This window comes from Candidatus Clostridium helianthi (assembly GCF_045310795.1).
GTDB lineage: Bacteria > Bacillota > Clostridia > Clostridiales > Clostridiaceae > Clostridium > Clostridium helianthi.
This window is the reverse complement of the sequence record NZ_JBJIAB010000009.1, coordinates 91,207-112,956: the sequence shown is the minus strand read 5'-3', so window position 1 is coordinate 112,956 and position 21,750 is coordinate 91,207. Positions and strand designations below refer to the sequence as shown.

Genomic DNA, 21,750 nt, shown 5'->3' with positions numbered 1-21,750 from the left:
TTTCACTAATGCAGATAGAAACTTCTAACTCCCATCTATGTAACACTTTTTTAGGAACCTAATCTTATTTAGGTTCCTTTATTTTATATCTCTTTTCTTCCCTCTAGTGCTTTGGATAGTGTAATTTCATCTGCATAATCCAAATCACCACCAACAGGTATACCTGAAGCAATCCTAGTAACTTTAACATCAAGAGGTTTAAGTATCTTAGATATATACATTGCAGTCGCCTCTCCCTCTATATTAGGATTCGTTGCTAATATTACTTCCTTTACATCTTCGTTCATTCTAGAAACAAGCTCTCTAATTCTTATATCTTGAGGACCTCTTCCCTGCATTGGAGATATATTTCCATGTAATACATGATATATTCCATTGTACTCTTTAACCTTTTCCATTGTCATAATATCCTTTGGCTGCTCTACAACACATATTGTACCCTTATCTCTATTAGGATTCCCACATAATGCACAAGGATCTTTATCTGTAAAGTTTCCACATACCGAGCAATACTTAACCGTTCCTTTTGCCTTAACTAATGCATCCGCAAATTCCTTAACTTCATCATCCGGAAGATTTAAGATATGTAATGTTAATCTTTGAGCCGTCTTTTGTCCAATACTTGGTAGCTTGGCAAATTCTTCTATCAACTTTTCTATGGCTACTGGATAAAACTCCATCATAATTTATAATTCTCCTTTATCTATATTTTTAGCCTATTATAAAAAGCATACAGGCTGAAGTTTCTTCTACACTCCTGTATGCTAACTTATTAATAACTATTGAAATTCTTAGAATAACCCGCCTGGCATTCCGCCTGTTAGTTTACCCATTTTGCTTGAAGTTTCCTCTTCTGCTTTTCTTAGTGCTTCATTAACAGCACTCATTACTAGGTCTTCAAGCATTTCAACGTCATCTGCATCTACAACTTCTGGTTTTATGTTAATTGATGATACTTCTTTTTTACCAGTTACTTTTACAACTACAGCACCACCACCTACTGATGCTTCAAATTCCTTTGTCTCAAGTTCCTTTTGCATATCTTCCATTTGCTTTTGAAGCTTTTGTGCTTGCTTCATAAGGTTATTCATATTTCCGCCACCAAAGCCTCCTGGAAATCCACCTTTTGCCATAAAAAATCCTCCTCTTTCTTGAATCTCATTCATTAATTATAAAACATCTTTTATTAATACTCAAGTTTAATGAATAAGTAACTTCCTATTCATCATATATTTCAAATGGTATTCCTTCTATTGTTTCTTTTAATAGCTCTTCTTGATCTTTTACTTCATTATCATTTTTTACTACATAATCTACAATTACTTTTTCCTTTAGAACTTCTGAAAATACGGTATTCACAATTTCTCTGTATTCTGCCTTCTGCAACCTATCTTTATTAAATGCATACATTGAATCATATTCAAGTGTAACTATACCATTTTTTAAGCTATATGGTTTTGCTGTAACGATTGAAGCATAAACAATCATTGCCCTCTTTGCCTTGAATTTTTCTAATATTTCTGTCCATACTCTTCCAACATCATCTACTGTTAACGATGAGTTTGGATTAGCTTCTAAATTAACACTATTACTATTTATGTTGCCCTTATTAATAGCATTTCTACTTTGATTATTATTTGAATTAGTTCCTATATTATTATGTGCAGATTTTAATTCTTCATTAATATTTTCTGATTGAACCATTCGAATCTTGCCACTTTTTAATGATTCCTCCAACTTGTTTATTCTTGATAAAATAACCTCATTTGAAGTATCATACTCAATTTTACACATCTTTATAATAGCAAGCTCTAAATATAATCTACTTTGCTTGCTAGCTTTTGAATTTATTTCCGAATCCTGAAGTATTCTAATAGCTCTCATTATTTCTTCTACTCTAATCTTTCTTCCCTGCTCTTTAATCAAATGAATATTTTCAAGAGACATATCTAAAACTTCTTCTGGATTATTTGTAACCTTTACCATAAGTAAATTTCTAAAATGTGCTATTAAATCTTTAATGAACAATTGCATATCCTTACCAGAATAAACAAGCTTATCAATTATAATCATCGACTTTTCAATACTTCTATCTATAATGGCGTAAGTTATGTCAAACAAATATTCATTAGTTACAAGTCCCAATATACTAACTAAATCATCGTAATTAATTTTATCTTCACCCATAGCAATCGCTTGATCTAGTATACTTAATGCATCTCTCATCGCACCATCGCAGACTCTTGAAATTAAATCCAAACTTTTTTGCTCATAAGTTATTCCCTGTGAATCTGTTATCTTTTTAAGTCTACTAGATATTTCTTTTTGGCTTATTCTCTTAAAATCAAATCTTTGACATCTAGATAGAATAGTTATAGGTAACTTTTGGGGATCTGTTGTAGCTAATATAAATATTACTCTCTTAGGAGGCTCTTCTAAAGTTTTTAAGAACGCATTAACTGCTCCCACTGAAAGCATGTGAACCTCATCCATTATATATATTTTATACCTAGCTTCTTGTGGTGGATATTTTGTGTCATCTATAATATCTCTGATTTTGTCTATACCATTATTAGAAGCGGCATCAAGTTCTGTTACATCAATTGCTAATCCCTCATTTATTTTTCTACACATCTCACACTCGTTACATGGTTCTCCATTATGTAAATCTAGACAATTTAATGCCTTTGCCATTACTTTTGCAGTTGATGTTTTTCCTGTTCCTCTAGTTCCACAAAAAAGATAAGCATGTGCAATTCTATCGTTTAAAATTTCATTTTTTAACGTTGTAGTTATATGTTCCTGCCCAACAACGTCTTCAAAATTCTTTGGTCTCCACTCTCTATATAGTGCTGTATAACCCACGGGATACCACCTCGCCATTTCTCTTAAATATAACATTATTATACACTATTGCTTGTGCAATGCAAAATACACAATTAGTCTTATATTACATATATTTGAATAAATATTTTTAATATAAAAATATTTAAAAATAATTGCTAATAGTTTCTTCAACTTGCACTCCTTCTGAAGACCATGTACTTGTAATATGCTTTTATATAAAATATATTGGATGACTTGTTAAATAGTTTAGGTTAAAATGTATATTGAATAATTTTATTATAAAAATAGTTTTTAAATATAAGGAGGCATATCTATAATGAGTTTATATGATGATAAATATTTAGCCATTGCTAATGATATATTAGAAAATGGTTACTTCGATAATAACAGAACTGGAGTCAAGACTTATAAACTACCTCATCAAATTATGCAATTTAATTTAGAAAAAGAATTTCCAATACTAACAACAAAATTTGTGGCATTTAAAACTGCCGTTAAAGAACTTCTTTGGATCTTTAAAGATCAATCAAACAGTGTAAAAGAACTTCAATCTCAAAACGTAAAAATATGGGATGAATGGATGATGGAAGATGGAACTATCGGAACTTCTTATGGTTGGATAGTAAAAAAATTCGATCAAATGGATAAATTAATAGATGCATTGAAAAATAACCCACAAGATAGAAGAATGATGATTAATTTATGGCAAATTCCATATCTAGATAGCGCTCCATTATATCCTTGCTGCTTTCTTACAATGTGGGATGTAACTGATGGGAAGCTCAACTGTATGCTTGTTCAAAGAAGCGGAGATTGGGGACTTGGTGTTCCATTTAACACATCTCAGTATGCTGTATTAGTTCATCTATTAGCTCAAGTTACTGGACTTAAACCAGGATTATTTACTCATGTAATAAATAATGCTCATATATACGAAAATCAAGTAGATGGTTTAAAACTTCAACTTACAAGAAAAAATGATGCATATAATGCTCCAAAACTTTGGATCAATCCAGAAATTACAAATTTCTATGATTTTACTCCTGACGACATAAAATTAGAAGATTATAAGCATCATGAATCTATAAAAATGGACGTATCAGTATAATTAAATTTAAGGCATATGAAAGAAAACAATATACTTTTGATTGTGCCTAAGATAGGTGGGATAATAAATGATTTCAATAATTGTTGCTATTGCTAATGATAATGTAATCGGGAAAGATAACAAATTATTATGGCATATTTCAGAGGATTTAAAGAGATTTAAAAAAATAACTACAGGCAAAAAAATGATTATGGGCAGAAAAACTTTTGAATCATTGCCTGGAATTTTACCAAATAGAGAACATATAGTTCTAACTAGAGATAATAATTTTAATGTATATTCAGATAAGGTGACAATAGAGCACGATTTTAATTCAGTACTTCAAAGATATTTGGAGTGTGAAGATGAAGTCTTTGTAATTGGAGGTGCTGAAATTTATAAACAATTTCTCCCTTATGCAAAGAAGCTATACTTAACAAAAGTAGATGAAGAATTTGAAGGCGATACATATTTCCCTGGAATTAATTATTCAAATTATAATACCGAATATACATCAGAGAAATTTATTGATGAAAAAAATGGATTACATTATACTTTTGTAAATTTAATACAGGCGTAATATACAGTAATATTAGTTTTAAATTCATATTACTCAATCATAATTACAAAGAATTAAATTCTATTTTAGAAATGGGCTAAAATACAACTTTAAAATAAAAAATCTTTAGAATTGGGGAATGTATTATGAAATTTGTAACTTTTAAGCATGAAGACATAGAGCAAATAGGAATACTAGCTCTCAATGAGCAAGGAGTTTATCCTATAAAATCTCTTGGCATTAATTATGATAGCATGATCAGTTTAATAGAAAACATAACAGATCATGAAATGGATCTTCTACAAAAATCATTAACTAATAATGATAAGGAATATATCTCCATAGAGGATATTTCTAAAATGCCTCCAATACCTAATCCTAATCAAGATATTATTTGTTTAGGTATCAACTATATGGAACATGCGGTTGAATCTGCTCGATATAAAAACGAAGCCTTTGGTGGGGATAGACCATATGCAGTATATTTTTCTAAAAGAGTGAATACTGCGACTGCTGATGGTGATTATATCCCTAGTTATCCACAAATAGTTGATAGTCTAGATTATGAGGCTGAATTAGCAGTCATCATTGGAAAAGACGCTAAAGATGTACCTAATGAAAAAGCTTTTGATTATGTTTTTGGTTATACTATAATAAATGATGTAAGTGCAAGAAACCTTCAAACAAGACATAAACAATGGTATTTTGGTAAAAGTTTAGATGGTTTTACTCCAATGGGGCCTTGTATTGTCACTAAAGATGAATTTGTTAATCCTCCAGTATTAAGGATATGCTCTAGAGTTAACGGAGAGCTAAGACAAAATAGTACTACTGATCTTATGATTACTTCAATACAAGACGTAATTCATGAATTGTCTCAGGGAATTACTTTAAAGGCTGGAACTATTATTGCAATGGGAACTCCAGCCGGTGTAGGCATGGGATTCATACCACCTAAATTCCTAAAGCCTGGCGATATAGTTGAATGCGAAATTGAAGGTATAGGCTGTCTTAAAAATATTGTAAAGTAAATAGTAAATTTAAATTAAATAGGATAAGAAAATGAGGGTATTTCATTACTGAAATGCCCTCACTTTCTTATCCTATTGTGTCCTATGTTAATCCTATTGAAGAATAACCTAATTAATTTTTCATTTCCATGCTATAATTAAACATTAAAATAAACCATGCACCTCGCTTCGTTATTAGTTTTCTATACGTTACTAATGCAGTTAGCTCAGACCAGATTGATCCACGGCACATGGAAGGAACCACTTATCGCTGCTTCCTTCCAGATCTGACGAGGTTCATGGGCTTCCATTGCGTGGGACCCAGTCATCAACACCACTTACAAAAGTCAGACTATAAATCGCTAATACCTAAGCGAGGAATTCAATCCTGCTATAGCGGATTGCAGGTTACAGGGCACCGCTAACTCCCCATCTAGCATGGCAATGGTGGAATGATAAGGGTTTGCACCTTAATTTCTCCTATTGAGAAAATCGTCTCTTCTCAGACGTCAAACCATGTTAATCATTGCTTTTATCAAAAACACATTTTTAAAATTATTATTAATTTATTAAATGTCATTTTCGATACTTGTTAATGATAACACATAAAAAGTCTAAATTCAAGAACATTATTACTGTCTTTATGTTAAATTTATTCCATACATACCATAATACAATAACAAAATTAACTTTACATCAATTCTTCCCTCATATTTTTTATTTAAATAAGCCTTAAATCTTTTCAAATTAAAGATTATCTATTCTTCAACAAGAATGATATGCTCCTTCTCTACGCCAGCTAAAGCTGCAAATATTTCAAGTAAATTGCTGTCATTAACCTGATTTTTATATTTTTCATAATATCCAACAGCATGTTCTTCTTTTTGTTTTGCTAATTGTAAAAGTGCGCTATCACTATCATATCTATCATAGCTGACTTTACTTAAATTAGGAGCCTTTATAAAATCACCTAGTCTTTGATGTATTTTTGAATGACATATTTCTATTTTTGATAATGCTCCAAATACTTTTTTGACTTTATCATTTTTAGCTCTCATAGCTGCCGTATTATAAAAGTCACCATTAAAGAGCTCAAGCTTAACAGCATGGTCTAAAATCTTCAAAGTATTTTCATCAAACGAGTCACTTTGTACTGTAATTATTTCGTTACTTTCACTCAAATACTCCTTACCTACACCACAAAATGGACAATGAATAATATTGTCTATCGAATTCTTATTAATAAAAGCTTCTTCATTAAAATTAAAATTTCTTTCATTTATTTCCATACCACATATTTTACACTTCAAATAGTCCATCCCCCTTAAATTTCATATATATTTTAACATACTTTTCATAAACTCATTGCCTTAATATTATCTTTTTTAGTTTTTTAAAACAACTATTCTTTTCTAAATTGATATACTGCATACTAGTCTAGCTAAGGCAACTCCCCCTATGCTTAAAAATACATTTAATAAAATGTTAGCAATTCCAAATAAGTATCTTCCGTCGCTAATTAAATTTATTGTTTCATAGCTAAATGTTGAAAATGTTGTTAACCCACCCATAACACCTGTTGTCAAAAAGAGCTTTAAATTGGGCGATATCAAATCTGTTGAAACACTTAGTTCCATTATCATTCCTATAAGGAAACCTCCAACTACGTTTACTATTAATGTTCCCAATGGAATATTAGAATTTATCATTTTTGCTGATTGTATGGTCACTAGGTATCTCATTACAGCTCCAATGCAACCACCTATTCCAACATAAATAATCTTTTGCAAAATAATCTCCTCCTTAATAATAAAAAAACTCCCGCCTTCTAAAGCAAGAGTCTTTCACATAGCGTATGTCATATTAACCTCGCTATATTTAATCAGTTTTTCTTATAAATGTTATTATATATCAGAGAGTTTCAAAAGTAAATTATAATTAACTTTTCGAACCTAATTTGTTTCTAATATAAAGTAACTTTATAACCACAGTAACTACTACCAACAAAATTATTATGCTCATTAATTCAAGCATAAAAAACTCTTCTGGCAATGCATTTATTATAGGATCAGTTCTAGGATCAAATATCCAGTAATTATTTCTAAAGAATATTTTATGAAAATAAATAAATGCTTTAGAAAAATCCTTTGCTGATATTGCACCAACAAATATGAATATTACTGCCATCATATTTACACCACTATTAAAATTTGCTATAAGCCTCTTTTTTAAATCATTTGATTTATTAGCCAATACTTTAAAGATTATAACTCCAATAAATATTATACTAAATACATATAGCGCTATAAATATTCTCTTCACCTCAAAAAAGTGTATCCTTCCGAATTCACTCATAGTTATACTATTAAACTTTAATTCCTTAATAAACGGATTCTGAACATAATAAATTACTCTTTTATAGTTATCCATTAATATTTCTGTTGATAATCCAGTGTATTCATTTAATTTATATCTTTGTATTGCATAACCATATATACTAGTTGTATTTAAAACACTTAAAACTATAATGGATATAATTGATATCGCATAAAATATATCTCTACAAATCCCCAAAGCTATTCTTAAAACTTTTGAAAATATACTCTTATTTATATGAATTCACTTCCTTAAATAATCTAATTCGCCTTTAATAAAACCACTTATGATTCAAAATCACAAATGGTTTTATTATAAAAATTATAAATATTCTAAATTGTGTTTTTCTCCATTGAAATGTTAACCTCAATATTCATATCTCCAACACCCATTTGCACACATACAACTTTATCTGAACTCGCATTTGCAGTAAAGCTTCCATGTACAAGAGTTGGTGTAGATATATTTATATTAATATCTTCTTTTGAAAAATTAGTTGCTACAGTTGCAGTTAACATATTTGTAAGTTCTGAAATTGCACTTTGAGCCAATTCATCAAATTGTTCAACTGGCATTCCCATCATCATTGTAGATGCTATTCGTTTTGCATCATCTAAGCTTAACCCATAAATAACATTACCTTTAATGTCACCTATAATACCAACAATAATGACAACTCCAGGACTCTCTATAAATCTGCCTCTTAGACTTATTCCTTTTTTCTCTACATCAGGTAACCCTAACTGTGGCAATACACTTGCAAAAGAATTTAATATTGGATTTATATAATTGACATCCATTCTCCTTCACCTCTTCCAAAGCCTATACTAATTGATAAATCTCCGAACTGAGTTTTTGCATTTGCAGAATAAGTAGTTTCTAATTCTGCTTTCGATATACTAATTGATTCTCCATGGAATGTGGTTGGCGGAGCAACCCTTAATCCAAATATCCTATTTCTTTTGTTTATCATTGAACATGCATTTCCTGCCGCCATATTTGTTATCTCAGACATAACATTAAGCATTTCTTCAGTATTCTTTACCTCTCTCTTAAGCAATGCCTTTCCTATGCTATTAGCAGTTTCAAATGACATATCGAAAATTATTCTTCCTGAATACTTTCCTATAACCCCCATGACAATTGAAATTCCCTTGCTAATTTTCTCAACATTTTCATTGCTTTCATGTGTAATCACCGGTACTGTTTTAGTAAGCTTATTAAATACATCTAATAGAGCCTCTCTAAACACTGATGAATATAGACCTTCCAATTCTAAAAACAGTTCTTCATCTGCCATAACTCTATTTATTAATAATGTTAATTCTTCTGCATCTACTGGCTTTTGTGCGTACCCACATACGTGATTCTTTTTCGCTTTTCTTACTATTTCATCATCCATCATAGAACTAACAATTATAACTTTAATATTAGGATCAATTTTATGTATTTCCCTTGTACATTCAAATCCATCAGTTCCCGGCATAGTCATATCCATTGTTACTAAATCCGGCTTCACATTTGTAACAACCTCAATGGTTTCAGCTAAAGAACCTGCTTCACCCACAACATTAAATCCACTTTCTGTTAATAAATCTCTCAATAAAGCAATTTGAAAAGGCGAGTCATCCACTATAACAATATTCACATTTTTCATAATTACACCACCTACCCCTTTATTTATAAATACAATCAACCTACCTAACTTTAATATCAATCTGTCTCACAATTCTCTTTTTAAAAATAACCATTAAAATTAATATGCTTTGTAAGTTAATCATATTATCATTATATTTTAAATTCTACTAATACTCAACGAAATTTCTACATAATATAATAAATTTATCATATTAATACATATTATAGTTAGGATAAAAATCAGTAAATTGCCCTATTTCTTATTTAATATTTATATTATATTTTAAGCTTGTCATTTTCTGTATTCTCAGATAACACCTATGCTTACAAACTTTTAATTTATCTATATTTATTCCCCAAAGAGTATTTTAATATAAAAAAATAAAGTCAATTACAGTAATAACCTTTTATGTAATATTCCATCCACTATGAATAGCCCTATAAGCTATCTTATAGGGCTATTCATATATACTTATTATTTAAGTTTTACTAATAATTCACCTGTTTTAACTTGTTGTCCTTCACTTACTAAAACAGATTCAATAGTTCCCGCACTAGATGCAACAATATTTGTTTCCATCTTCATTGCTTCTACTACAAGTAAACTATCTCCTTCTTTAACTGTATCTCCAGCTTTAACAAGTACCTTAATTATAGTTCCTGGAATACTTGCACCAATTTCTAACTTATTATCAGTATCAGCCATCTTGGAAGCATTAACTGAATTAGAGCTGCTTATTATTCTTTCTGTTTTATCTTTTATTTTTATCTCTCTTCTATTTCCGTTAATTTCAAAATCTAAAGTTCTATTTCCTTCTTCATCTAACTTGCCAATTTCAACTAGTTGAACAATCATTGTTTTACCTTCTGCGACTTCAATTTCACTAGTTTCACCTTCTGTAAGTCCATGGAAGAATACATCACTACCCATGCGGCTTAAATCACCATACTCTAATATAGACTTAATATATGCTTCAAATACATCTGGATATAATGCATAACTTATTATATCTTTCATGCATGGTGTAAATTTGTATTTATCTTTTAAATATGCTTCAATTTTATTAAAATCCTCTGGAGGTAGTAATTCTCCAGGTCTAACAGTTATAGGCTCTTCTCCTCTTAAAACAAGTTCCTGTAATTCCTTAGGGAATCCACCCTCTGGTTGACCCATCATTCCTTTGAAATATGAAACTATTGAATCTGGAAATGCCATATTCTTAGCCTTTTCAAGTATATTTTCTGGTGTCAAATCATTTTTAACCATGAATATAGCCATATCTCCAACCATTTTTGATGACGGAGTAACCTTTATTATATCTCCAAGCATATCATTTACTTTTTTATACATATGTTTTACATCGTTAAATCTATGCCCAAGTCCAAAACTTTCAACTTGTGGTTTTAAGTTTGAATATTGTCCGCCAGGAATCTCAAATTTATAAATTTCGGCACTTCCTGATTTCAAATCAGACTCAAATTGATTATAAACTGGTCTTACTGTATCCCAGTAATCAGATACTTTTTGAATTCCACTTAAATCGATACCTGTATCTCTATCTGTATTTCCAAGAGCTGCTACTATTGAGTTTAACGCTGGCTGACTTGTAAGACCTGACATACTATTGAAAGTTGTGTCAACTATATCAACTCCAGCATCTGCTGCCATTAATACTGTAGCAACACCATTACCAGTAGTATCATGCGTATGAAGATGAATAGGAATTGAAACTTCATTCTTCAATGCAGTTATAAGTTTCTTAGCTGCATAAGGTTTAAGTAATGCAGACATATCCTTTATAGCAAGAATATGTGCTCCCATTTTTTCAATTTCCTTAGCTTTATCTACATAATATTTCAAGCTATATTTGTCTCTAGTTTCATCTAAAATATCACCAGTATAACATAATGCAACTTCTGCTACCTTATTACATTTTAGTACTTCATCTAATGACACCTCTATGCCTTTCAACCAGTTGAGTGAATCAAAAATTCTAAATACATCTATTCCATTCTCTGCCGATTCTTTTATAAATTCTCTTATTACATTGTCAGGATAGTTCTTATATCCAACAGCATTTGCCCCTCTAATAAGCATTTGGAACATAACATTCGGAATTCTCTTTCTTAATGACTCAAGTCTCTTCCATGGAGATTCCTTTAAAAATCTATAAGCTGTATCAAAAGTAGCTCCACCCCACATTTCAAGTGAGAATAAGTCATTTCCATAAACAGCTGTTGCCTTCGCTATGTTCTTCATATCCTGAGTTCTAACACGAGTTGCCATTAATGATTGTTGTGCATCTCTCATTGTTGTATCTGTAAGAAGTAGTTTCTTTTGATCTTTTATCCATTTAACTACACCTTCTGGACCTTGAGCATCTAAAATTTGCTTAGTACCACTTAATCCATCTAAAGAAGTTATAACTGGAATATCCGGTACATCATATTCTCTCTTCTTTCCTTTAGTCTCATTTACAACTTTTTCTCCAATGAATTTTAAAATTCTATATTCTTCATCACTTCTCGCTGTTATATCAAATAATTGCGGATTATCAGCTATAAAGTTAGTATCACATTCACCTTTTTTGAACTTTTCATGATTTAACACGTTTATTAAGAAATCAACGTTTGTCTTAACGCCTGAAATTGTTAATTCCTTAATTGCACGTATAGACTTTCTAACTGCATCATCAAAGGTTCTCGCATATGCAGTACTCTTTACAAGTAAACTATCATAATATGGACTTATTATTGCGCCACTATATCCATTCCCTCCATCAAGTCTAATACCAAAACCTGATCCAGTTCTATACACATCAATTTTACCTGTATCTGGTGAAAAGTTATTTGTAGGATCTTCTGTAGTTATTCTACATTGTATTGCATATCCTCTTGGTTTTATATCATCTTGAGAATTTATTCCTACTTCCTTAGAACCTAATTCGTATCCTTCTGCTATTAATATTTGGCTTTGAACTATATCAATACCTGTAGTCATTTCAGTTATTGTATGTTCAACTTGAATTCTTGGATTCATTTCTATAAAATAGTGATTTCCATGCATATCAACTAAAAATTCTAAAGTTCCTGCACTTCTATATCCTACAGATTTAGCTATTTTAAGTGCATCTGCACATATTTCTTCTCTTTTTTCTTGCGTTAATGATAATGCTGGAGCAATTTCGACAACCTTTTGATGTCTTCTTTGAATAGAACAATCTCTCTCATAAAGATGAACTATATTTCCGTACTTATCTCCTAGCACCTGTATTTCAATATGTTTTGGTCCTTCGATATATTTTTCGATAAACATATCGTCATTACCAAAAGCTTTTTTAGCCTCATTTTTAGCATTTCTAAAAGCAACAAGAAGTTCTTCCTCGTTCCTTACTATTCTCATACCTCTGCCGCCACCACCTGCAGCAGCTTTTATCATTACAGGGAAACCACACAATTTAGCAACTTCAAAGGCTTCATCCTCAGAAGCTATAGGCTTTTCTACTCCTGGTATTACTGGAACACCAACACTTTTAGCTACTATTTTTGATTTGATTTTATCCCCTAATTTATCCATCATTTCTGGTTTCGGACCAATGAATTCTATACCCGCTTCTTCACATCTTCTAGCAAAGTCTGGATTTTCAGATAAAAATCCATATCCTGGATGGATAGCGTCTACATGTTTTTTTAATGCAAGATTTATTATTTCGTCAATGTTTAAATAAGCTTCAACTGGCCCCTTATTTTTTCCAATTTGGTATGCTTCATGAGCTTTAGTTCTAAAAAGAGCAAACTTATCTTCTTCTGTGTATATAGCCACAGTTCTTATTCCAAGTTCATGACAAGCTCTGAAAATTCTTATTGCTATTTCGCCTCTGTTTGCAACCAGTACTCTTTTAAATTTTTTCCCCAATTAAAATACAACTCCTTCAATGCTTATTTTTTATTTCATATGAATTATCTTTTAATGCATGGATTAGTTCTTAAAAACTAATTATGCAATTTTTATAACTCATAAGTTGTCATAATACAAATTTTGTTCATTAAAAAATTAATATATTGATTATAACATATTTGACGCTAAATGATACATATTATTTATCTTTTCTATTAATTTTTACACGATTTTTACTATGGCTATAAGTTATTTTTTTTCATAAATATGAAATTTAAAAAATTTTTTCTTTCATTTTTCTGTATTTATATACCATCTCACTTATCTATTTTTCTTTCAATTCAGATGTACAATTAGGACATCTTGTTGCCTTCGGATCAATTTCAGTACAGCAGTATTTACACTTTTTCTTATCAGGAATAATATTTTCTTCCTTTTTCTTGGTAAGTTTGCTTATTTGCTGTATAATAATAAAAATTGAGAATGCTACAATCAGAAAATCTATTATATTATTTATAAATATCCCATAGTTAACTGTAGCTACTCCTGCATCTTTAGCTTCTTGAACAGTTTTAAAATTCCCACTTCCTAAAGTAAAAAATAAATTAGAGAAGTCAACTCTTCCCATCAATAAGCCAACTAGTGGCATTATAATATCATTAACTAAAGATGTAACAATTTTGCTAAAAGCTCCACCAATAACAACTCCTATCGCAAGACTAACCATGTTTCCTTTCATAGCAAATTCTTTAAATTCTTTAAACATTTTTATTCTCCTTTTTCTTACTTTATTGTTTAAATGCCTAGCTGCATTAAACATAGACTAATCATTCATAACTTATTTTATTATCTGTGTCTTTAAATTTTTTATTCTTGTGAATTATTTTATATTCATTAGTTGATGAATATAAACATTATCGTGAAAATTATAACTTTCTACTTCTATTTTTTATTATCTATTTGTTGATTTAAGGCTATTGAAACTTAAATATAAAAAAAGAAATGTAAGAATATATAATTTTTATAAACTACATATTCCTACATTTCTACTGCATATCTCTATATTCTTGTAAATTCATGATTTTTGTTTTTTATATTCTTTAATTGATAGACCAGTACACTTTTTAAACCAATTGCTAAAATAGTTAGGATCATCAATACCAATCTTTTTTGAAATTTCATAAGCCTTCGCATTTGGGTTTTTGAGCATTTCAGTAACTATTTTCACTTTAGTATTTACAATATATTCCGAAAAAGTCTCATCAGTTTTTTCCTTAAAAATTCTGCTTAGGTAACTTGGATTAACATAAAAATATTCAGCTACCAGTTTTAAAGATAAATCTCGATTAGATATATTTTTCACTATAAATTTTTTAATTTGTTCTATACTTAAATTTTTATTCTCAGTTTCATTAGTATCATTTAAATTTATTATATTGTTGTACACAACCATCTTTTCTTTAATATCCTTGTATTCCTTTTTCTTTAGATATTCGTCTTGAATCTCATCTTTTAGCTTTAATACTGAATTTCTTAATTCATCTTCATCTATAGGCTTAAGGATAAAATCATTTACACCAATCTTTATACTTCTTTTAGCATATTCAAATTCATTGTAACCTGTAATCACAATAACTTTTATATCTGGATACATCTCCAATATGCTTTTACTCATATCCAATCCATCTGTTACAGGCATATTTATATCTGTTAAAATAATATCTGGCTTTTCTTTATTTATTAGATTTAATCCCGCCACTGCATTAGAAGCTTCTGCTACTATCTCCATGCCGATTTCATTCCAATCAATACAATTTTTTATTAGATCCCTTATAAGATGTTCGTCATCAATTATCATAACTTTTATAATGTTATCCATAAATTAATCCACTTCCCTTTAGAATATTTGTTAGAAAACTTAAGCTATTTCTTAATTCTAGGCATCTTAATAGTTATTCTGGTACCAACATTTTTTTTGCTTTCAACAATAAATTCGTGCTCATCTCCATAGAACACTCTTAATCTTTCCTTTGTAGTCCTTACTCCAATGCCAGTAGTTTTATTTTCGTTTATATTTCTAACTTGTGATTCATCCATGCCATTCCCATTATCCTCTAGGGTCAATATAACTTTTTCTTCCTCCTGAAAGGTAGATATCCTTATTCTTCCTTTATTCTTGCTGCTTCTAATCCCATGATAAATAGCATTTTCAACTAACGGCTGTAATACTAACTTTATTATCTTAAAATCGTCGCATCGTGGATCTAAATCATATTCAACCTCAAACATATCCTCATATCTTATATTTTGAATTATCAGATAGCTTTTTACAGTATTTATTTCTTCTTTTACAGTAATAATATCTTTTCCATTATTTAAACTTGTTCTATAGAATTTACCCAAGGCTTTTATCATTTCATATATTGTTTTATTTTTTCCGAGTAGAGCTAAAGAATTAATAGTATCAAACGTATTGTATAGAAAGTGAGGCTTTATTTGTGACATTAACAAATTCAATTCATTTTGCCTTTTTATCTTTTCATCTTTACGTATTTTATCCAAAAGTAAATTAATTTGAGAAATTGCAATGTTATATCCCTTTTTTAATTCTCCTACTTCATCATTGTACGTTTTTATATTAACAATATTAAACTCTCCACTTTGAATCCCCTTCATTGATTCACTGAGCTTCTTTAAAGGCATTGTTATAAATTTAGATATTACTATAGACCCAATAATAATTAATAGGAAATTTATTATACTAAAACACAAAAGAAAATAATTAGTATACTTTGTTTGCTCTGGAGATTCATTGTATTCTGCTACAGTCGTCAGATTCCAGTTGTAGTCTGAATTTTTAAGATTTGATATTATATAATCTTTATCTTGTATTCTTTCCTCTAAAAAAAACACTTTTGATTTAGAATCATTATAATTTTTTATTCTACTTAGCATTTTAGAATCAGCCTCTGACCCTGTTATCAATTCACCTTTATCATTCTTTATAATCAGTCTTGTTCCATACTGATTATTTAGCTTCAAACTTAAATTATAGAACGCATTCTCGTTCATATTTATAATTATTAAACCAATTTTTTCACCGGTATTTATATCATTTATTTCTCTTATGAGGGATACATAATTATTACCATAACCCTCAAAAAATCCTCCACCATTTAATCTTAGTATATATTTACCCTTACCCTCTAATAATTCATTATACCATTCAGAATTTTTAATCTTATCCATCTGAAAATCCTTATAAAAGACATTTTCGGAATAATACTTATTGCCATAGTTATCTAATATATATATTGAAGATATATTAGAGCTAAAATTAGTGAATTGTATCAGATAATTACTAATATTATCATAGGCATTTCCTTCTTTCTGAACTCTCTTTAATGTATTTTGAACATTGTCACTTGATATAATCATCTTTGAGACGTTATTAACATTATCAATTATCATGCTCGTATTAGTTTCTGCACTTTCCAAAACCTCAACTGAACTTTGTTTCATCTTTTCTATATTATAAATAGAATTTATTTTCTTATATGCAAAGGTAAGTATGACTGTTGAAAGCACAAAAATTATTGAAAAATATACAATAATCTTTATACTTATTTTCGAATTTAAATATTTATCTTTCAAATTCTTTAATATAAAAAATTTATTATACATTTAATCATATCCTCATCATTCTATTTTCACCATTTCCTTTGTGAATTCTTCAGGACTTATTTGTCCTTTAAACAACTGACTAACTAATTCCTTTTCTTTGTTTCCTTTTTCCTCTCCCAAGTAAATATCGCCATATAAGCTATATGATGCGTTCTCTGTTAATGTCTCTAATTCTTTAGATAATTTATTTACCTTACTCTTATCATCAGTGTATTTCCATGCTGGAAGTCCCGAACCGAATTCAAAATATCTTTTTGATATTCTTTCAGCTATAAATTTTGCCGCATCAACAGCCTCTTTCTTATATTTTGTATTATTGCTTACCATTAAGTGATCCACTGCTCCACCTAAAAATTCTCTATCATTCCCATCTCCTTCTTTAACTATCGGGAATTTCTTAACGATTACATTCTCCTTTATAGATGGGTCCATATTCCCTATCTCACCGATGAACCAGTTTCCTGTATAGTACATAGGAATCTTTCCTTGTTTAAATAAAATTTCAGACTCATCTCTTGTAAGCTCCATACTTGATTCATTAAAAGCCTTTAAATCTATTAATTCCTTTAATCTATATGCGGCCTTTAATATTGTATCACTTTTATTTGCGCCTATATGTGGATCACTAGTTCCGCCTATTCCTCCTTCTCGTAGCGCTAAAATATCATAATAGAGAATTCCTGTCCAATTATCTTTTTCCCCTACTAAAAGAGGTGTTATACCTTTATTCCTAAAAGCTTTTATTGCATCTAGAAATTCATCATAATTTTCTGGTACTTTAATATTTGCTTGTGAAAAAAGCTTTGTATTACAGTAAAATGTCCCAACTGATAAGGTCATTGGTAATCCATATATGTTGTTATCGTAAGTTACATTGTTAAGCATATCTTTATTAATCTTATCTTTTGTATCTTCATCTATATATTCATTAAGATTTAATACTTTTCCAGATTCTATAAATGGCTTACTAAAGCCACCTCCCCAAGAATAAAATATATCAGGTAGCTCGTTTACAGCAAATGCTGTCTTTATCTTTGCCTTATACCTTTCATTTTCCACAGCCTCAACTTTAATTTGGACATTAGGATTAGCCTTATTCCATTCTTCCACCGTATCCTGAATTATCCTTCCATTAGCATCCATTGTGGTTTGTGACCATATATGCCACATTGTTAATGTTATTTTTTCTTTATTTTCTGTATCATTTTTGTTATCTAAAGAGCAACCACCGAAACTAACTAAAAATATTAAAATTATAGGAAATAAAATTACTTTTTTAATAATTATCCCTCCCAAAGAAACTGATAATTAGGTAGATACTGAGCAATTACTGTATAACTTTGCTATAAGCATTTTTATAAACAAAACTAATCTCATCTTCCTACCTGATAAAAAATTCTCACTTATCATTATAAATTTTAATGTACTTTACTATGATATCATCAGTTTCCTAATTTATAGTTGATAAACTTATTCTAGATCTTTCTGCCTTTAAATTTTCCTTCTTTAACTATATCTGTATTATGCTTTTACTGCAAGACTTCAAGTTCTTCTTCAAGCATAAATATACTTTATGTTTTGATAAAACCGAAATTCACCTATTAATACAGCTCATTTAGATAGTAAACCTGTTAATGACCTCATTCAATTTTAATGTTAATTCACTTTGATTCTGCGTATTAAAGGAAATTTGCTCTACTTCTTTGGTTACTTCATTTATACTATCTAATATTTCATTAGAATTGTTTTTAGATTTCTCTATATTACTTGAAAACTCTCTCATTGTACTATCTACATTGTCAATATTTGAATTTATTGCCTTTACCATGATAGCAATTTCCTCAGACATTTCATTTATAAATCTAGCATCATTTTCATAACTTTTACTGGATTCTATCATAAACTCATAATCATCGTTTACGTTTTGTTCTATATACTTTAAAATTCCTTTTGAATTTTCTGATAAATATTCAAATACATTTTTTATTTCTTCTATAATTCCATGAATACCACTTACAGTAGTAATAGATTCTTCTGCTAGCTTTCCAACTTCATCTGCAACAACTGAGAAACCTTTTCCCATTTCTCCCGCTCTTGCTGCCTCTATTCTTGCATTTAAGGCTAAAAGGTTAGTCTCTGAAGCAATGCTTACTATAGATTCACTTAAAACTTCTATTTCTTTAACTACCTTTCCCCTCTCTATAGCATCTTTATTTTTTTTGTTTTTCTCCTCATATATCTTTCTAGATAATTGTATGGAATCTTCGCTTTTTTCCATCATGCTACTTGATTTAGTTTTTATATCTACTGATTTTCTAACCTCTTGATTTACTATTGCAGCTAGATTATTTATATTTTCATTAATCTTTTGGATAGATAAAACAAATTTCTCGGTTGATGAACTCGTCTGCTCAGCTCCCACTGCTATTTCATCTGTCGATTCATTTATAAAAGAAAGCTTTGAACTTATCTCGTGAACAGATGCAGTTAATTCCTCAGATGACGCTGATAGTTCTGTTGAGTTATCTAGAATTGTCCTAATAAGTTCCCTTACATTTTTCAATGCTATATTAAGAGCGTCTCCTGTTTGTGCAAATTCATCTTTTCCCTTAAGTATAATTTCCTCCGAAAAATTATACTGTGCAAGATTATTTGCATAATTCTTTATCTTCTTTAAAGGTACTATCATATTTCTAGTCATTGCATATCCTAAAACTATAGTAAGCATCAACCCTACTATTATAAAAGTTAATATTTGTATCTCTACCTTACTATATAAATCAGCATTGTTAATATTCTCATTCTTTGCCTTAATCGAGCTATACTCTAATAATTTAGTTAGCGATGCTGCAACCTTGCTTCGTGATACTGATAAACTTCGATAATCTAGTATAGCTTCATCATAATTATTTTCCTTTACAAACTTTAGCAATGAATTACTTTTTTCCTTATAATCCTTATAAATTTCATTATAATTTAGAAGCTCATTCTCTTGATAGTCATCTAAATTTAGCTCTCTATATTCATCTATAAGTATATTTCCTTGTTCAAATCCTTTTGAAATGTCATCATTTAATTTTTTTATCATTAATTCATCTCTATCATAAATTAGGCTTAATATGTTATTATTTATTTCCAATGAATTTGCGTTTAATCTATGTAAAACATCTATAGATACGAGATCTGTATTGTACATACTATCTGATGCATTATTAACTTTACTTAAACTCTTTAAACCTATGACTCCTACCGATGTTATAATTATGAATAATAGCGTGTATGAAATTACCAGTCTTTTACCCACACTAAAATTATTCCCAAAATTCATCCTCTAAACCTCCTTGTAACCTTTAGTTCAAAGCTTGATTTTCATATGTATCTTAAATCACTTATAAATCATTCCCTATTACCAATTAATATGTATAGTTATTTAATTAAATAGCAATAAAAAGGGTAACTCAATTTGAAAATATACTAAAGTAAATTTGAATACATTAATCATTTGAGTTAGCCCTTATTAATTTTATTTGTATTTAATTATTATTTAGTTTCTGTTGTAAATTGCTTTTGTTTTTCTTTTCCGTATTCAACAATTTTATCTGGAGTTACCCATTTAACTGGTACTGGATAAACATCATCAACTTTTTCACCTTTTATTTTCTTATCTAAAGTATCAATTATAGTTTTACCTATTGCATAAGAATCTTGGTCAACAATTCCTGATATTAAATTGCTACTTACACCATTTTCCCAAGTTGGAGTATAGTCAAAACCAAAGTGATAGATACTTCCTGATTTACCTTGAGATTTTATAGCTTCCATTACACCTGTATCTGGTCCTTCTGATCCTAATGAGAATACAGCTACCATATCAGGATTTGATGTTATTTGTCCTTCTAATTGTCTTTTAGATTCTGCTGATTGGTCATTATCTTGGATTGGTTCTAACCACTCAAAATTCTTGGCATCTGCTCCCATAACTTTTTCAAATCCAGCTTTTATTCCATCTTGTCTATATGTCATAGTTGTTTGAGTTAAGTTTACTGCTGCCATTGCAATTTTACCTTTTGTTACACCCTTTTCCTTCAAAGCTTTAGCACCATTTTCACCAAGTTGTTCTCCTGCTAGCTTGTTGTCTGTTCCTATATAAGATGTTCTATTTTCCTTTGTCTTTACATCAGCATCAAAAGTTACTACTGGAATTCCCTTATCATTTGCTTCCTTAACCTTCTTATCAAACATATCTGGATCCATTGGAGCAATAGCTATTCCTGCTGCTTTATTCTTTATAGCTTCGTCAAGGAATCCTATATGCTTTTCGTTCTTTTGTGTTTCATTTGGTGGTGAAGTTTTAACTACTAAATCATATCCTAATGCCTTAGCCTCATCCTCGGCTGCTTTCTTCATAGGTGACCAGTAAGCTCCTGTATCAACTATTGGAATAAAATAAATAACCTTTTTTCCACTTGTACTTGCTGTTCCCCCAGATTGTGTCTTTGTTCCACACCCTGCTAAGCTACCAACAATAAATACTGTTGATAATAAAGCAATTATTTTCTTCTTCATAATTTTTCCCCTTCCGTAATTCCAATTTTTTAGATATGTTTTTATATTTTAAGCCTTATTCAGTAGTAAACACTTAAGCCTAAAG

At 29.8% G+C, this 21,750-nt stretch carries 18 protein-coding genes and 1 other RNA gene; 3 read left to right on the top strand and 16 right to left on the bottom strand.

Translation table 11 applies throughout. The annotated features are described in order from the left end of the window. Positions 1-83 precede the first annotated feature (83 nt). The 3 genes from recR to dnaX form a co-directional block, all read right to left on the bottom strand. Positions 84-680, bottom strand: a complete 597-nt coding sequence (gene recR / locus ACJDTP_RS09670) for a recombination mediator RecR (protein WP_077844315.1) — start codon at positions 678-680, stop codon at positions 84-86. Positions 681-791: 111 nt separating this feature from the next. Beyond that, complete coding sequence (locus ACJDTP_RS09665) at positions 792-1,133, bottom strand: YbaB/EbfC family nucleoid-associated protein (protein ID WP_023974902.1); 342 nt, start codon at positions 1,131-1,133, stop codon at positions 792-794. Between the two features lie 85 nt (positions 1,134-1,218). Beyond that, positions 1,219-2,865, bottom strand: a complete 1,647-nt coding sequence (gene dnaX / locus ACJDTP_RS09660) for a DNA polymerase III subunit gamma/tau (protein WP_078117521.1) — start codon at positions 2,863-2,865, stop codon at positions 1,219-1,221. A gap of 298 nt (positions 2,866-3,163) precedes the next feature. Between dnaX and ACJDTP_RS09655 the strand changes: the two genes are divergently transcribed. The 3 genes from ACJDTP_RS09655 (at position 3,164) to ACJDTP_RS09645 (ending at position 5,524) form a co-directional block, all read left to right on the top strand. Then, complete coding sequence (locus ACJDTP_RS09655; protein ID WP_017212280.1) at positions 3,164-3,955, top strand: thymidylate synthase; 792 nt, start codon at positions 3,164-3,166, stop codon at positions 3,953-3,955. A gap of 67 nt (positions 3,956-4,022) precedes the next feature. Continuing rightward, complete coding sequence (locus ACJDTP_RS09650; RefSeq protein WP_406761037.1) at positions 4,023-4,514, top strand: dihydrofolate reductase; 492 nt, start codon at positions 4,023-4,025, stop codon at positions 4,512-4,514. Between the two features lie 125 nt (positions 4,515-4,639). Continuing rightward, positions 4,640-5,524, top strand: a complete 885-nt coding sequence (locus ACJDTP_RS09645) for a fumarylacetoacetate hydrolase family protein (protein WP_406761036.1) — start codon at positions 4,640-4,642, stop codon at positions 5,522-5,524. A gap of 154 nt (positions 5,525-5,678) precedes the next feature. On the opposite strand, the gene ffs is transcribed toward ACJDTP_RS09645, so the two are convergent. The 13 genes from ffs to ACJDTP_RS09580 form a co-directional block, all read right to left on the bottom strand. Continuing rightward, positions 5,679-5,945: signal recognition particle sRNA large type (ffs, locus tag ACJDTP_RS09640), an RNA gene on the bottom strand. Between the two features lie 316 nt (positions 5,946-6,261). Beyond that, positions 6,262-6,813 carry a ferritin-like domain-containing protein gene (locus tag ACJDTP_RS09635; RefSeq protein ID WP_173712488.1) on the bottom strand — a complete coding sequence of 184 codons (552 nt, stop codon included), beginning with the start codon at positions 6,811-6,813 and terminating at the stop codon, positions 6,262-6,264. A gap of 102 nt (positions 6,814-6,915) precedes the next feature. Then, positions 6,916-7,293 (bottom strand): fluoride efflux transporter CrcB, encoded by a 378-nt coding sequence (gene crcB / locus ACJDTP_RS09630; protein WP_026015860.1) that lies wholly within the window; start codon positions 7,291-7,293, stop codon positions 6,916-6,918. 148 nt (positions 7,294-7,441) lie between these two features. Further along, complete coding sequence (locus ACJDTP_RS09625) at positions 7,442-8,077, bottom strand: TIGR01906 family membrane protein (RefSeq protein ID WP_078117525.1); 636 nt, start codon at positions 8,075-8,077, stop codon at positions 7,442-7,444. A gap of 134 nt (positions 8,078-8,211) precedes the next feature. After that, a complete protein-coding gene (locus ACJDTP_RS09620) occupies positions 8,212-8,679 on the bottom strand; it encodes a chemotaxis protein CheX (protein ID WP_078117526.1) in 468 nt (155 codons plus the stop codon). Further along, positions 8,661-9,536 carry a response regulator gene (locus ACJDTP_RS09615; protein WP_078117527.1) on the bottom strand — a complete coding sequence of 292 codons (876 nt, stop codon included), beginning with the start codon at positions 9,534-9,536 and terminating at the stop codon, positions 8,661-8,663. Before ACJDTP_RS09615 ends, ACJDTP_RS09620 begins: the two co-directional genes overlap by 19 nt. 456 nt (positions 9,537-9,992) lie before the next feature. After that, positions 9,993-13,433 carry a pyruvate carboxylase gene (locus ACJDTP_RS09610; RefSeq protein WP_406761035.1) on the bottom strand — a complete coding sequence of 1,147 codons (3,441 nt, stop codon included), beginning with the start codon at positions 13,431-13,433 and terminating at the stop codon, positions 9,993-9,995. A 307-nt stretch (positions 13,434-13,740) separates the two neighbouring features. Further along, positions 13,741-14,181: a large conductance mechanosensitive channel protein MscL gene (gene mscL / locus ACJDTP_RS09605; protein ID WP_078117529.1), complete on the bottom strand. Its 441-nt coding sequence runs from the start codon at positions 14,179-14,181 to the stop codon at positions 13,741-13,743. A gap of 309 nt (positions 14,182-14,490) precedes the next feature. Further along, complete coding sequence (locus ACJDTP_RS09600; RefSeq protein ID WP_406761034.1) at positions 14,491-15,294, bottom strand: response regulator transcription factor; 804 nt, start codon at positions 15,292-15,294, stop codon at positions 14,491-14,493. Positions 15,295-15,338: 44 nt separating this feature from the next. Next, positions 15,339-17,099, bottom strand: a complete 1,761-nt coding sequence (locus ACJDTP_RS09595; protein WP_168981441.1) for a sensor histidine kinase — start codon at positions 17,097-17,099, stop codon at positions 15,339-15,341. Between the two features lie 15 nt (positions 17,100-17,114). Then, a complete protein-coding gene (locus ACJDTP_RS09590) occupies positions 17,115-18,395 on the bottom strand; it encodes an extracellular solute-binding protein (RefSeq protein ID WP_406761033.1) in 1,281 nt (426 codons plus the stop codon). A 319-nt stretch (positions 18,396-18,714) separates the two neighbouring features. Beyond that, the gene (locus ACJDTP_RS09585) at positions 18,715-20,427 is read right to left on the bottom strand and encodes a methyl-accepting chemotaxis protein (protein ID WP_406761032.1); all 1,713 of its coding nucleotides are present in this window, start codon (positions 20,425-20,427) and stop codon (positions 18,715-18,717) included. Positions 20,428-20,639: 212 nt separating this feature from the next. Beyond that, positions 20,640-21,665, bottom strand: a complete 1,026-nt coding sequence (locus ACJDTP_RS09580; protein ID WP_173712482.1) for a sugar ABC transporter substrate-binding protein — start codon at positions 21,663-21,665, stop codon at positions 20,640-20,642. Positions 21,666-21,750 lie beyond the last annotated feature (85 nt).

What these genes read in the sequence shown, in the direction of transcription:
- recR (WP_077844315.1), bottom strand. Translation starts at nt 680, where the DNA reads ATGGAGTTTTATCCAGTAGCCATAGAAAAGTTGATAGAAGAATTTGCC.
- ACJDTP_RS09585 (WP_406761032.1), bottom strand. Translation starts at nt 20,427, where the DNA reads ATGAATTTTGGGAATAATTTTAGTGTGGGTAAAAGACTGGTAATTTCA.
- ACJDTP_RS09650 (WP_406761037.1), top strand. Translation starts at nt 4,023, where the DNA reads ATGATTTCAATAATTGTTGCTATTGCTAATGATAATGTAATCGGGAAA.
- ACJDTP_RS09665 (WP_023974902.1), bottom strand. Translation starts at nt 1,133, where the DNA reads ATGGCAAAAGGTGGATTTCCAGGAGGCTTTGGTGGCGGAAATATGAAT.
- ACJDTP_RS09620 (WP_078117526.1), bottom strand. Translation starts at nt 8,679, where the DNA reads ATGGATGTCAATTATATAAATCCAATATTAAATTCTTTTGCAAGTGTA.
- ACJDTP_RS09580 (WP_173712482.1), bottom strand. Translation starts at nt 21,665, where the DNA reads ATGAAGAAGAAAATAATTGCTTTATTATCAACAGTATTTATTGTTGGT.
- ACJDTP_RS09595 (WP_168981441.1), bottom strand. Translation starts at nt 17,099, where the DNA reads ATGTATAATAAATTTTTTATATTAAAGAATTTGAAAGATAAATATTTA.
- ACJDTP_RS09600 (WP_406761034.1), bottom strand. Translation starts at nt 15,294, where the DNA reads ATGGATAACATTATAAAAGTTATGATAATTGATGACGAACATCTTATA.
- ACJDTP_RS09615 (WP_078117527.1), bottom strand. Translation starts at nt 9,536, where the DNA reads ATGAAAAATGTGAATATTGTTATAGTGGATGACTCGCCTTTTCAAATT.
- ACJDTP_RS09645 (WP_406761036.1), top strand. Translation starts at nt 4,640, where the DNA reads ATGAAATTTGTAACTTTTAAGCATGAAGACATAGAGCAAATAGGAATA.
- ACJDTP_RS09655 (WP_017212280.1), top strand. Translation starts at nt 3,164, where the DNA reads ATGAGTTTATATGATGATAAATATTTAGCCATTGCTAATGATATATTA.
- mscL (WP_078117529.1), bottom strand. Translation starts at nt 14,181, where the DNA reads ATGTTTAAAGAATTTAAAGAATTTGCTATGAAAGGAAACATGGTTAGT.